This is a genomic window from Saccharothrix sp. BKS2 (assembly GCF_047689505.1).
GTDB classification, from domain to species: Bacteria; Actinomycetota; Actinomycetes; order Mycobacteriales; family Pseudonocardiaceae; genus Actinosynnema; species Actinosynnema lopnurensis.
Genome location: NZ_JAUQOL010000012.1, coordinates 247,097 through 259,726 on the forward strand (window position 1 = coordinate 247,097; position 12,630 = coordinate 259,726).

Sequence of the window (12,630 nt, forward strand, 5' to 3'; positions counted from 1 at the left end):
CGGTCGTGAGGACTGTGCAGAGGCGCTTCACCCTGATCGGCGCGGCCGTCGCACTGCTCGTGGCGGGCTGCGGCAGCGGTCCCAGCCAGGTCGGCGCGGCCGCCATCGTCGGCGACACCGCGCTGCCGCTGAACACCGTGCAGCAGCGGCTGGACGTCGTGCTCCAGAAGGAGCCCGAGGCCCGGAAGCTGCACGACCAGCGCAAGCTCGACCAGGTCTCCCGGCAGCTGGTCACGCTCGGCGTGCAGCACCAGCTCGTCGACCTGGCCGCGCGGCGCGAGGGCATCACGGTGTCCGAGGAGGACGTGACCGAGTCCGTCGAGCAGGCGGGCGGCGCGGACCTGGCCTCGCAGAACACCGTGTACGACGCGGCCACCTTCCGTGAGCGCGCCCGCGACCAGCTGCTGCTGGTGGAGCTGGCGCGCCGGTACGTGGACCGGATGGAGGTCACGTTCGACTACTTCTTCGCCGAGGACAACGCCGACGCGGTCGAGAAGGCCAAGCAGGTCGCGGCGGACCCGGGGCGGATGGCCGGGTTCGTCGAGGCCGCGCCGCGCAGCCAGCAGGGCCAGTCCCTGGGCCGGCTCGGCCAGGTGGTGCGGTCGGCCGAGTCGCCGCAGTCGGTGCAGTCGCCGCTGTTCGGCGTCGAGCCGGGCACCGTGGTGGCGTTCCCGCCGGACCCGGGCAGCGCCCAGTGGATCGTCGCGTACGTCACCGACCGCAAGACCGACGTGCGGGTCTCCGGCGAGTCGTCCACCGAGCAGCTCACGCCGCAGCTGCTGGAGCAGATCGGCCTGCGGCTGGTGCAGACGCTCGCGGGCAACCCGGAGGTCGAGGTCAACCCGCGTTACGGCGTGTGGGACCCGACCGCGATCTCCCTGGCGCCCTCGGAGGGCGAGCTGTCCGGTTTCCAGGCGGCGGCCCGCCAGACCGACTCGTGACGGTCGTCCTCGTCGGGGAGGCCCCCGTGCTGCCCGCCGCCGCGCTGCCCGCCGTGCGCGGCGCGGCGGCGGTGTACGCGGGGGAGGGCGTGGACCCGGGGGTCTGGGGCGCCGAGCCGGTACCGCCGGTCGCCGCCTTCACCCCCGCCCCCGACGTGGTGCTGCTGACCACCGACCCGGCCGAGCCCGCGGCCCGCGCGCTGGTGGCCGCCGGTTCGCCGGTGATCCGCACCCCCGGCGCGCCGCTGCTGGACGCGGCGGCCGTGATGGACCGGCTGCGCTCGCCGGGCGGCTGCCCGTGGGACGCGGAGCAGGACCACGAGTCGCTGCGGCAGTACCTGGTCGAGGAGACCTACGAGCTGCTGGAGGCGATCGAGGACGGCGACCGCGCGGCCCTGCGCGAGGAGCTGGGCGACGTGCTGCTCCAGGTCCTCTTCCACGCCCGCATCGCCGCCGAGGACCCGTCCGCCCCGTTCGGCATCGACGAGGTGGCCGCCGACCTGGTCGCCAAGCTCGTCGGCAGGCACCCGCACGTGTTCTCCGGCGACGGCGACCCGGCCGTGCGCGACGCGACCACCCAGCAGCAGCGCTGGGAGGAGCTGAAGCAGGCCGAGAAGCAGCGCACCTCCAGCCTCGACGGCGTGGCCACCACCCAGCCCGCCGTGGCCCTGGCCGCCAAGCTGGTCCAGCGCGCCGCCCGCGCCGGCCTCCCCGCCGACCTGCTCCCGACCGGCGACGACACCGGCAGCACCCTCTTCGCGGTGGCCGCCCTGGCCAAGCTGGCCGGCGAGGACCCCGAAACCGAGCTGCGCGCCGCCGCCCGCGCCTTCGCCCAGCGGGTCCGCGCCGCCGAACTCTCGGCCCGCACCGCCGGCCTGACCACCCCCCTGCCTCCCGAAGCCTGGCGCACCCACTGGCCCACCTAGACCCGCGAGTCGTACGTCCAGACCTCGCGTGTCGTACGTCCAGACCCCCCCGAGTTGCACGTTCACACCCCCGAACCACACGTTCAGCCCGCGAGTCGAACACCCACGTCGACCGTGTCGAACGCTCAGGACGGGTGAGTTCCACATTCGCGCACCTGCTCAGGCCGTGCCGTGGGTCGTGAACGTGGAACTCGGGGGTCCTGAGCGTTCGACACGGTGGTCCTGAACGTTCGACTCGCGGGGTCTGAACGTGTAACTCGGGGGGTCTGTAGGTACGACTCGCGGGGTCTGGGCGTACGACTCGCGAGGGTGGGGTTGGGGGCGATCACCGGGGCGCTAACGTCGAGGGGGTGAGCGAACCCGCCTACCTCCGCTTCCCGCACCTGCACGGCGACCTCGTCACGTTCGTGGCCGAGGACGACGTGTGGCTGGCGCCGCTCGACGGCGGCCGGGCCTGGCGGGTCACCGCCGACCAGGTGCCGGTGTCCTCCCCGCGCTTCGACCCGACCGGCACGCGCCTGGCGTGGACCAGCAGGCGGGACGGCGCGCCCGAGGTCCACCTGGCGCCCGTGGCGGGCGGCGAGGCCACCCGGCTCACCTACTGGGGCTCGTGGTGCACCGGGGTGCGCGGGTGGACCGGGGACGGCGAGGTCGTCGCGGTCACCACCGCCGGCGAGGCGACCGCGAACCGGCAGTGGGCCCACGCCCTGCCCGTCGACGGCGGGCCGCCGCGCCGGTTGCCGTTCGGCTGGGTGGACGACGTGGCGTTCGGCCCGGACCGCCAGGTCGTCGTCACCTCCGTCTACGGCCGCGACCCCGCCTGGTGGAAGCGCTACCGGGGCGGCGCGGCGGGCAAGCTGTGGGTCGACCGCACCGGCGACGGCGGGTTCGCGCGCATCCTGCCCGGACTGACCTCCTCGCTGACCTCGCCGCTGTGGGTGGGGGACCGGATCGCGTTCCTGTCCGACCACGAGGGCGTCGGCAGCCTCTACTCCACGACCCCGGCGGGCGAGGACCTGCGCCGCCACACCGAGCAGGAGTTCTACGCGCGCGTCGCCACCACCGACGGCACGCGGGTCGTCTGGCAGCACGCGGGCGAGCTGTGGCTCCTCGACGACCTCGACGGCGCGACGCCCCGCAGGCTGGAGGTCTCCCTCGGCGGCCCGCGCACCGCCCGCCGCCCCCGCCACGTCGCACCGCACCCCGACGACTTCCACCCCGACCGGACCGGCCGCGCGAGCGTGGTCGAGGTGCGCGGCACCGTGCACTGGGTGACGCACCGGGACGGCCCGGTCCGGGCGCTGGCCGAGCGGCCGGGCGTGCGGGCCCGCCTGCCGCGCGTGGTCGGCGACGGCGTGGTGTGGGTGACCGACGCCGACGGCGAGGAGGGCCTGGAGTTCTCCCCGGTGGGCGGCGCCGAACCGGGCGACGAGCCGCGCCGCGTGGCGGTCGGCAGGCTCGGCCGCGTGCTGGAGCTGGCCGTGTCGCCGAACGGCCGGCGGCTCGCGGTCGCCACCCACGACGGCAGGCTGCTGCTGGTCGACGTCGAGTCCGGCGAGGTGCGCGAGGTCCTCCGGGGCGCGAACCCGCACGTCGACGACCTGGCGTTCTCCCCGGACTCGAACTGGCTGGCCTGGTCGCACCCCGGCCCGCGCCCGCTCCAGCACATCCGGATGACCAACACCACCGACCTGTCCGTCGTGGACGTCACCCCGCTGCGGTTCTCCGACTTCTCGCCCACGTTCACCGAGGACGGCCGCTACCTCGCGTTCCTGTCCGTGCGCAGCTTCGACCCGGTGTACGACGCGCACGTGTTCGACCTGTCCTTCCCCACCGGCTGCCGCCCCCACCTGGTGCCGCTCGCGGCCACCACGCCGTCGCCGTTCGACCCGCTGCGCCTGGGCCGCCCGGTCGGCGACGACCCGGCCGAGAAGGACAAGGACAAGGACGACGAGAACCCGATCACCGTGGTCGACCTGGAGGGCCTGGCCGACCGGGTGGTGGCGGTGCCCGTGCCGGCCGCCCGCTACGCCGGCCTCACCGCCGCCAAGGGCGGCCTGCTGTGGCTGCGCTCGCCGCTGCGTGGCGTGCTGGGCGACAACCTGGCCACCCCCGCCGCCCGCGCGCCGCGCGCCGTGCTGGAGCGGTTCGACCTGACCAGGTGCCGGGCGGAAGCGCTGGTGGACGACGTCGACGCGTTCGAGGTGACCGGCGACCGGCAGCGGGTGGTCGTGCAGGACGGCGACGAGCTGCGGGTGGTGCCCGCCGACCGCAAGGTCGACGCGGAGGACAACGACTCGGTGGACGTCGACCTGTCCCGCCTGCGGGTGGTGGTGGACCGGGGGGCCGAGTGGCGCCAGGCGTACGCCGAGGCAGGTCGGCTCATGCGCGACCACTTCTGGCGCACCGACATGGGCGGCGTGGACTGGGCGGGCGTGCTGGAGCGCTACCGTCCGCTGGTGGACCGGCTGGGCAGCTACGGCGACCTGGTGGACCTGCTGTGGGAGGTGCAGGGCGAGCTGGGCACGTCCCACGCCTACGTCATCCCCTCGGGGAGTTCCCGCGGCCGGGCCGTGGGCCTGCTGGGCGCGGACCTGGAGCGGGACGAGCAGGGCGCGTGGCGGGTCGTGCGGGTGATCCCGGGCGAGACGTCGGACCCGGCGGCGCGGTCGCCGCTGGCCGCGCCCGGCGTGGCGGTGCGCGCGGGGGACGCGATCACGGCGGTGGACGGGCGGCAGGTCGACCCGGTGACCGGCCCCGCGCCGCTGCTGGTGGGCACGGCGGGCAAGCCGGTGGAGCTGACCGTGCGGCCGGGCGGTGGCGGCGGGCCGAGGCGCGTGGTGGTGGTGCCGCTGGCCGACGAGGAGCCGCTGCGCTACCACGCGTGGGTGGCCGACCGGCGGGCGCGGGCGCACGAGCTGTCCGACGGGCGGGTCGGGTACCTGCACGTGCCGGACATGACGGGCGCGGGCTGGGCGCAGCTGCACCGCGACCTGCGGGTGGAGCTGGCGCGCGAGGCGGTGGTGCTGGACGTGCGCGAGAACGGCGGCGGGCACACCTCGGAGCTGGTCGTGGAGAAGCTCGGGCGGCGGGTCATCGGCTGGTCGGTGGCGCGCGGGTACACCACCGCCGACAGCTACCCGAACGACGCGCCGCGCGGGCCGGTGGTGGCGATCGCGGACGAGTTCGCCGGGTCGGACGGGGACATCGTGAACGTGGCGATCAGGGAGATGGGCATCGGGCCGGTGGTCGGCACCCGCACGTGGGGCGGGGTGATCGGCATCGACATGCGGTACACGCTGGTGGACGGGACGCTGGTGACCCAGCCCCGGTACGCGACGTGGTTCGCCGGGCCGGGGTGGGGCGTGGAGAACCACGGCGTGGACCCGGACGTCGAGGTGGTGGTGACGCCGCAGGACCGGGTGGCGGGGCGCGATCCGCAGCTGGACACGGCGGTGCGGCTGGCGCTGGAGGCGCTGGAGTCGCGCCCGGCCGCCACCCCGCCCGAGCTGCCCCCGCTGGGGTGAGCCGGTCGTGCCGGTTGGGGCAGGTCAGGCGGCTTACCCGATCGAGTCCACCCAGGCGTGTGACACCGGGGTCATTGCGACCGGTGGGCCGAACCCGATCAATGGACATCACCAGATCGGGGCAGGGGTTGGTTACGTTGAGTCATCGTTCATTGACGCAGAGTCATCGCGGGTACCTGTCGGCGGTGGTGCTGGCGCCGCTGTTCGCGGTGGGCGGGTTGGTCGTGCTGGTGCTGGTGGTCGCGCGGCCCGAGCCGCCGGCGCGCACCGGGGCCGGCGACGCCGTGCGGGTCACCGGGCAGGTGCCGGTGAGCGCGCGGGCCACCGCGCTGCCCGCCACGCCCGCGCGGTCACCGGAGCCGCGGGCGGGCGCGGTCCGGGCCGGTGCGGACCGCCGGGGGCTCCAAGGGGGGAAGGTGCCGACCGGCCGGCCCGACACCTCGGCGCCCGTCGTGCCCGTCGGGCCGGCGCGGGGTGAGCCGTCCCGGTCGACGCCGCCACCGCTGTCGCCGCGGCCGTCCTCCGCCGTGCTGACCGGGTGGCCCACCAGGCCCCGGCCCACCTCGCCGGACGACCCGACGACCGCGCCCACCACCGCGTCGACGACCGTCCCGCCGACGACCGCGCCGCCCGCGACCGAACCCACCACCCCGGTCCCGACCGCGCCCGGCACGACCGATCCGGACTTGACCAATCCGGACACGACGGTCCCGGGTACCACCGACCCGGGCACCACCGCGCCGACCGAACCCGGCGGGTCCTGACCCCTCCTGGACTGTCCCCCAATCGAGGTCCCCCGTTCGTGAACGCGAGGTTGTTCGGGTCGAGACCCCGGAGTACGCGTCACGAGCACGTAGCCTGGGGTCGTGGTCCTCCCGCCGCCGTCGAAAACCGAGGAGCCGCGCCCGCCGGCGCGCGGCCGCATCGGCAACCTCGTCGGACGATTGGCGCTGGTCGCGCTCCTGCTGGCGTTCGTGGCCGGTGGCGCCTGGGCCCTGGCCACGTTCAACCGGTCCGCGTCGAGGAACGCCGCCGACCCGCCGTTCCCGGTGCCGTTCCAGGAGGTCGAGCCAGGCGCCGGTGTTCCCGGTTCGGGTGGTGACGTCCCCACTTCGGGTGAACCCCGGGTCTCACCCGGTGTGACCGAGACCTCGGAGCCGCTGCGCCAGTGGGCCGCCGCGCTGTCGGAGAAGATCGACGTCCCGGCCCGCGCGCTGCGCGCCTACGCCGTCGCGGACCTGGCGATGCGGACCCAGGACCCGGCGTGCCGCATCTCGTGGGCGACGCTGGCCGGCATCGGCCGCATCGAGTCGCACCACGGCACCATCGGCGGCCTGCGCCTGGGCGAGGACGGCCGCCCGTCGAGCCCGATCGTCGGCATCCCGCTGGACGGGTCACCGGGCATCCGGGCCATCGCGGACAGCGACGGCGGGGTCCTGGACGGCGACACGCGCTGGGACCGCGCGGTCGGCCCGATGCAGTTCATCCCCACCACGTGGGCGCGCTACGCGGTCCGCGCGAACGGCGACGGCGCCGCGCCCGACCCGCAGAACATCGACGACGCGGCCCTGGCCGCCGCCCGCTACCTCTGCTCGGGCGGTCGTGACCTGGGCACGGGCGCCGGCTGGTGGGACGCCGTGCTGGACTACAACAACTCGACCGAGTACGGCCAGGAGGTCTTCAGCGGGGCCGACGCCTACGCGCGGGCCAGCACCGGGGGCTGAGGCCGGGCTGAGGCCGGGCCGGGGGCTGGGGCTGAGTCCGGACCGAGGGTCGGGCCGACACCGGCGGCTGGGGGCTGGAGCCGGGCTGGGGGCTGGGCCGGCACCGGCGGCTGACGCCGGACCGGCGGCTCTCAGCGGTCCCGCTCGACCGCCAACCGCGCGCTGACCTCGCCCAACGCCTCCTGGTACTCCGGCGACGGGTTCATCGCCGCCGCCATCCGCAGCTGCGTCAACGCCTCCGGCAACCGGCTCTGCCGCTGGAGCGTCCGACCCAGCGCGAACCGCGCGTAGTGGTCGCTCGGGTCCAGCTCCACCACCTTCCGGAACGCCGCCTCGGCCCGCTTGAGCTGCGCGGACCCCAGGTAGGCACGCCCGGCGAGCAGCTGCACGCCCGCCTGCTCCGGCGCCGCTTCGAGCACGACGGCGAGCTCGCGCAGCGCCTCCAGCGGTCGGCGTTCCGCGAGCAGCGCCTCGGCCCGGCGGAACGCCTCGAAGGTGCCGTCAGTCATGGTCCGATCAACGCTACCCGCGCACCCGCCCGGCGTACGACAGCCGACCGGATGACGGGACCGGCGTGTCAGGCCACCAGAGCGTGGTGGAGCCGCTCCAGCACCGGCGTGATCGACGCGGGGTCCTCCACGTGCGCGTTGTGACCCACCCCCGGCAGCACGATTCCACCCGGGTCGGCCGCGAGCAGGTGCTCCGGCGGGCACATCGGGTCCTCCTCGCCGGCCGCCAGCACCACCGGGCACCGGGCCGCCGCGAGCAGCCCGTCCACGTCCGGCGCGCCCACCCCGAACGCCGCCGGGTCGAGCGCCGCCCGCCACCCGTCGTCCGCCTCGACCACCCCGTCCGGGAGCGGCACGCCGGCCAGCCTCGCCGCCCAGGCCGCGGCCTCCTCCCGGGTGGGGAGCACCCGCGCCGGCTTCGCCGCCAGCCCCGCCGCCCTGGCCAGCTCGTCGTCGGTCCACCGGAGCTTCACGCCCACCGCGCCCGCGGCGCGCACGTCCACCCCGGACGACCCGCCGGCCAGCTCCAGGGCCACCACGCCGCCCAGCGAGTGCCCCAGCACGGCGACCGGCCCGGCGGGCACCGCCGTCGCCACCGCCTCCGCCAGCGCGCCGAACGTGTAGCGCTCCAGCGGCGCCGACCGCCCGTGCCCCGGCAGGTCCACCGCCAACCACGCCCCGGGCCACGTCCGCGCAGCTCCGCGCCACACCGACCCCGTCGCACCCAGCCCGTGCAGCAGCACCAGCAGGGGGCCGTCACCACCCCGCGAGACGTGAACCACGCGTGAACCCCTCCCGACCCGGGCCCCAACACCCGAGCCGGGGCCGTCCCACACCTTGCACCAACTAGGCTCGTCACCGATACAGAAGATGGTCTGACTAGGGAGCGCACGTGGCGGTCATCGAGCAGGTCGGCGCCCGCGAGATCCTGGACTCGCGAGGCAACCCCACCGTCGAGGTAGAGGTGGCGCTGGACGACGGCACGCTGGAGCGCGCCGCGGTGCCGTCGGGGGCTTCGACCGGTGAGCACGAGGCGGTGGAGCTGAGGGACGGCGACGCCAAGCGCTACCTGGGCAAGGGCGTGGAGCGCGCGGTCGCCGCGGTGCTCGACGAGATCGGTCCGGAGCTGGTCGGCATCGAGGCCGTCGAGCAGCGCGTGGTGGACCAGAAGCTGGTCGACCTGGACGGCACGCCGGACAAGTCCCGCCTGGGCGCGAACGCCATCCTGGGCGTGTCGCTCGCCGTGGCGAAGGCGGCCGCGGAGTCGAGCGGCCTGGAGCTGTTCCGCTACATCGGCGGCCCGAACGCCCACGTCCTGCCGGTGCCGATGCTCAACATCCTCAACGGCGGCGCGCACGCCGACACCGAGGTGGACATCCAGGAGTTCATGATCGCGCCGATCGGCGCGGAGAGCTTCCGCGAGGCCCTGCGCTGGGGCGCGGAGACGTACCACGCGCTGAAGTCGGTGCTGAAGTCGAAGGGCCTGGGCACGGGTCTGGGTGACGAGGGCGGTTTCGCGCCGGCGCTGTCGAGCAACCGCGACGCGCTGGACCTGATCCTGGTCGCGATCGAGAAGGCCGGCTTCACCCCCGGCCGCGACATCGCGCTGGCCCTCGACGTGGCCGCCACCGAGTTCTTCTCGGACGGCGCTTACACGTTCGAGAAGACCAAGCGCAGCGCCGAGCAGATGACCGGCTATTACACCGAGCTGGTCAACGCCTACCCGATGGTGTCGATCGAGGACCCGCTGTCCGAGGACGACTGGGACGGCTGGGTGCAGATGACCGCCGAGCTGGGCGAGCGCGTGCAGATCGTCGGCGACGACCTGTTCGTGACCAACCCGGAGCGGCTGGAGGAGGGCATCTCCCGCCGCGCGGCCAACGCGCTGCTGGTGAAGGTCAACCAGATCGGCACCCTGTCGGAGACGCTGGACGCGGTCGCGCTGGCCACCTCCTACGGCTACAAGTCGATGATGTCCCACCGCTCCGGCGAGACCGAGGACACCACGATCGCCGACCTCGCGGTGGCCGTCGGCGCGGGCCAGATCAAGACCGGCGCCCCCGCCCGCGGTGAGCGCACCGCGAAGTACAACCAGCTCCTGCGCATCGAGGAGGCACTGGGCGACGCCGCGCGCTACGCCGGCGACCTGGCCTTCCCGCGGTACACGCCGGAGGGCTGATGGCACGTCGGGACCGGGACCCCCGGCGCGGCCGCGACGCCGCGCGGGGGTCCCGGGCTGCCCGGGACCGCCGGGCGGCCGAGCGCGCGGACCGGGGCGGGACCGCCGGGGGCGCGACCCCCGGCCAGGGGACCGACCGGGCGGGGGGCGCGGCCCGGCGGTCGGCGGCCTCCGAGGGCGGACCGACGCCCTCGCCGGGCAGGTCGACGCCACCCAAGGGCGGGCCCGCCCCCCCGGGTTCGGCTCCCCGGGGTTCGACGCCGGGTTCGGTGCCGCCGGGTTCAACCACCGGGGGTTCGGCCCCGAAGGGTTCGACTCCGAAGGGTTCGACCACGAGGGGGCCGGTCCCGAGGGGCAGGGCCGCCGGGGGTGGGTCGACGGCCCGCCCGCAGGCGCGGCGGCCCCAGTCGAGGGCCCGGACCAGGGCGGGCGCGGGCGCCGGCACCGGCGGCGCGTTCGGCATGACCGGCACCCGCCGCGCCGCGCTGCTGGCCATGGTGGTGTGCGCGCTGGCGCTGAGCATCGCCGTGCCGCTGCGCACGTACCTGGCGCAGCGCGAGGAGCTGCGCGAGGTCGGCGCCTCGCAGGAGACGCTGCGCGCCGAGGTCGAGCGGCTGGAGCAGCGCAAGCGGGAGCTGGCCGACCCGGCGCACCTGGAGGCCGAGGCCCGGCGCCGGCTGCACTACGTCCGACCCGGCGAGACACCGTACGTGGTGCAGCTCCCCGGTGACGCGGAACGCGAACTGGAACAGCAACGACCGGCGACCAAGCCGGCCGAGGACAAGGCGTGGTACGAGCAGTTGTGGGATTCGGCGGCGGCGCGATGACGGTGAGCGACGAGGACCGGGCGGCGGTCGCGGCGCAGTTGGGGCGCGCCCCGCGCGGCATGAGGGCGATCGCGGCGAGGTGCCCCGGCGGGCACCCGGCGGTCGTGCGGACCAACCCGAGGCTGGAGGACGGCACCCCGTTCCCGACCCTCTACTACCTGACCTGCCCCCGGCTGACCTCCCTGGTCAGCACGCTGGAGGGCGCCGGGGTGATGAGGGGGATGACCGACCGGCTCGCGGTCGACGAGGAGCTGGCCGGCCGGTACCTCCGGGCGCACGAGGCGTACCTGGCCGAGCGGGACGCGATCGAGTCCCTGGGCACCACCGTGACCGCCGGCGGGATGCCCAGCCGGGTCAAGTGCCTGCACGTGCACGTGGCGCACTCGCTGGCCGCCGGCCGGGGCGTGAACCCGTTCGGCGACGAGGCCCTGGACCTGTTGGCGGACGAGTGGCCCGGCGGGGATTGCGCGTCAAAGGTGAAAAACTGACCCTACGGGCAGTTCTCCACGCACAAAGCGGGCACATCACCGTGACACCGCCGTTCGGATCAGGCAGGCTGGATCGCGGGGCCGGGTGACGAGGCGATGGGGAGTTCGTGGCTGTGCCGAAGTCCAAGCGACGGGCGAGGAAGCGGACGAGGGTCCGGCCGGGCACGATGACGCCTCGGCAGTGGGGCTTCGCGTCCGCCGCGATCGGCGCGATGCTGGTCCCCACGCTGCTGCACGGCGGCGTCCCGCTCGACTGGGTCAACCTGGCGGGCCGGACCGACATCGAGGCCGTCCCACCGGGGCCCGGTGACGTGCTCGGCACGCTCGCCCTGGACGGGGGCGCGCTGGGCGCCACCGGCCAGCTGCCGGAGACCGACGAGCTGAGCGCGTCCCTGCTGGCCGACGCGGACGACCCCGGCGAGTTCGAGGACGACCTGCCCCCGCTGGAGGGCGGCTTCCTGCGCGAGGGCCAGCACGGCATCCCCGGCGTCATGCTCGACGCGTACCTGAGGGCGGCCGACCGGCTGGCCGAGACCACGCCCGGCTGCAACCTGGACTGGCCGCTGCTGGCGAGCATCGGCCGCATCGAGTCCGGCCACGCCAGGGGCGGTCGCGTCGCGGAGAACGGCGACACGGTCGAGCGCATCCTCGGCCCGGTGCTGAACGGCTCGCCGGGCGTCGCGGCGATCCGCGACACCGACGGCGGCCGGTTCGACGCCGACACCACGTGGGACCGCGCGGTCGGGCCCATGCAGTTCATCCCCTCGACCTGGGCGGGCTACGCGGCCGACGGCAACGAGGACGGCGAGCGCAACCCGAACAACGTCTACGACGCCACCATCGGCGCGGGCAACTACCTGTGCGCCCACGACGCCGACCTGGGCGACCCGCAGCAGCGGGCCCGGTCGGTGTTCCGCTACAACCAGTCGAACTCGTACGTGGCGACGGTGCTGTACTGGGCCGACCTGTACGCCAACGGCGTGACGCCGACCCCCGACGTGATCGGCTCGGACGACGACTTCGGCGACGACGGCAGCGACTCGCCGGGCGGCACCCCGCCGGGCTCGTCGAACCCGCCGTCGACGAGCACCCCGCCGAGCACCACGAACCCGCCGTCGACGAACCCGACCACGATCACGCTGGTCCCGTCGAACCCGACGACGACCACCACGACCACGACGACGACCGCGCCGCAGTGCCCGACCGGGACGCCGACCCCGACCGGCACCACCACGACGTCCCCGACGACGACCACGACGACCGTGCCGGTGCCGCCGAACTGCCCGACGACGACCACGACCACGCCGACCACCACGACGACGACCACCGCCACCACCACGGCCGCGGAGAGCTCCGCGGCGACGACCGGGCCGGCCTCCACGCCGGGCGCGAGCTCGTCGGCCGGGTCCAGCTCGTCGACCGGTTCGTCGGTGGGCTCGTCGTCGACGACCTCCTCGATGCGGCCCGCCTGATCCCCTGAACGGCGGACTACGCTGGCGGTGGGACGAC

11 protein-coding genes are annotated in these 12,630 nt (G+C 75.1%); 8 read left to right on the forward strand and 3 right to left on the reverse strand.

Annotated features, from left to right (window positions below; translation table 11 throughout):
• Positions 1 to 5: 5 nt before the first annotated feature.
• From Q5530_RS25900 to Q5530_RS25910, 3 genes are all read left to right on the forward strand, one after another.
• Positions 6 to 941 carry a SurA N-terminal domain-containing protein gene (locus tag Q5530_RS25900; protein WP_415365360.1) on the forward strand — a complete coding sequence of 312 codons (936 nt, stop codon included), beginning with the start codon at positions 6 to 8 and terminating at the stop codon, positions 939 to 941.
• Entirely contained in the window at positions 938 to 1,867 is a 930-nt protein-coding gene (locus Q5530_RS25905; RefSeq protein WP_415365361.1) for a MazG family protein, read from the forward strand. The genes Q5530_RS25900 and Q5530_RS25905 overlap by 4 nt, the downstream gene beginning before the upstream one ends.
• 350 nt (positions 1,868 to 2,217) lie before the next feature.
• Positions 2,218 to 5,394 (forward strand): S41 family peptidase, encoded by a 3,177-nt coding sequence (locus Q5530_RS25910; RefSeq protein WP_415365362.1) that lies wholly within the window; start codon positions 2,218 to 2,220, stop codon positions 5,392 to 5,394.
• Between the two features lie 163 nt (positions 5,395 to 5,557).
• Here the strand turns inward: Q5530_RS25910 and Q5530_RS25915 are convergent, their stop codons facing one another.
• A complete protein-coding gene (locus Q5530_RS25915; protein WP_415365363.1) occupies positions 5,558 to 6,097 on the reverse strand; it encodes a hypothetical protein in 540 nt (179 codons plus the stop codon).
• A 163-nt stretch (positions 6,098 to 6,260) separates the two neighbouring features.
• On the opposite strand from Q5530_RS25915, the gene Q5530_RS25920 reads away from it, so the two are divergent.
• On the forward strand, positions 6,261 to 7,118 hold the full coding sequence (locus Q5530_RS25920) for a lytic transglycosylase domain-containing protein (protein ID WP_415365364.1): 858 nt from the start codon (positions 6,261 to 6,263) through the stop codon (positions 7,116 to 7,118).
• 131 nt (positions 7,119 to 7,249) lie between these two features.
• On the opposite strand, the gene Q5530_RS25925 is transcribed toward Q5530_RS25920, so the two are convergent.
• Together Q5530_RS25925 and Q5530_RS25930 are read right to left on the reverse strand one after the other, a co-directional pair.
• Positions 7,250 to 7,627 carry a tetratricopeptide repeat protein gene (locus Q5530_RS25925; RefSeq protein WP_415365365.1) on the reverse strand — a complete coding sequence of 126 codons (378 nt, stop codon included), beginning with the start codon at positions 7,625 to 7,627 and terminating at the stop codon, positions 7,250 to 7,252.
• A gap of 68 nt (positions 7,628 to 7,695) precedes the next feature.
• Positions 7,696 to 8,409, reverse strand: coding sequence for an alpha/beta fold hydrolase (locus Q5530_RS25930; protein WP_415365366.1), 714 nt, complete (start codon positions 8,407 to 8,409; stop codon positions 7,696 to 7,698).
• A gap of 110 nt (positions 8,410 to 8,519) precedes the next feature.
• Here Q5530_RS25930 and eno point away from each other — a divergent pair, with 110 nt between their 5' ends.
• The 4 genes from eno (at position 8,520) to Q5530_RS25950 (ending at position 12,593) form a co-directional block, all read left to right on the forward strand.
• Positions 8,520 to 9,806: a phosphopyruvate hydratase gene (gene eno, locus Q5530_RS25935; protein ID WP_415365367.1), complete on the forward strand. Its 1,287-nt coding sequence runs from the start codon at positions 8,520 to 8,522 to the stop codon at positions 9,804 to 9,806.
• Between the two features lie 461 nt (positions 9,807 to 10,267).
• Positions 10,268 to 10,633 carry an FtsB family cell division protein gene (locus Q5530_RS25940; protein ID WP_380637408.1) on the forward strand — a complete coding sequence of 122 codons (366 nt, stop codon included), beginning with the start codon at positions 10,268 to 10,270 and terminating at the stop codon, positions 10,631 to 10,633.
• Positions 10,630 to 11,121 carry a DUF501 domain-containing protein gene (locus tag Q5530_RS25945; RefSeq protein WP_380637431.1) on the forward strand — a complete coding sequence of 164 codons (492 nt, stop codon included), beginning with the start codon at positions 10,630 to 10,632 and terminating at the stop codon, positions 11,119 to 11,121. The genes Q5530_RS25940 and Q5530_RS25945 overlap by 4 nt, the downstream gene beginning before the upstream one ends.
• A gap of 167 nt (positions 11,122 to 11,288) precedes the next feature.
• Positions 11,289 to 12,593, forward strand: a complete 1,305-nt coding sequence (locus tag Q5530_RS25950) for a lytic transglycosylase domain-containing protein (RefSeq protein WP_415365368.1) — start codon at positions 11,289 to 11,291, stop codon at positions 12,591 to 12,593.
• Positions 12,594 to 12,630 lie beyond the last annotated feature (37 nt).

Bases quoted from the DNA above. Each gene is read 5' to 3' on its own strand.
- Q5530_RS25925 (WP_415365365.1), bottom strand. From the start codon at position 7,627: ATGACTGACGGCACCTTCGAGGCGTTCCGCCGGGCCGAGGCGCTGCTC.
- Q5530_RS25940 (WP_380637408.1), top strand. From the start codon at position 10,268: ATGACCGGCACCCGCCGCGCCGCGCTGCTGGCCATGGTGGTGTGCGCG.
- Q5530_RS25945 (WP_380637431.1), top strand. From the start codon at position 10,630: ATGACGGTGAGCGACGAGGACCGGGCGGCGGTCGCGGCGCAGTTGGGG.
- Q5530_RS25950 (WP_415365368.1), top strand. From the start codon at position 11,289: ATGACGCCTCGGCAGTGGGGCTTCGCGTCCGCCGCGATCGGCGCGATG.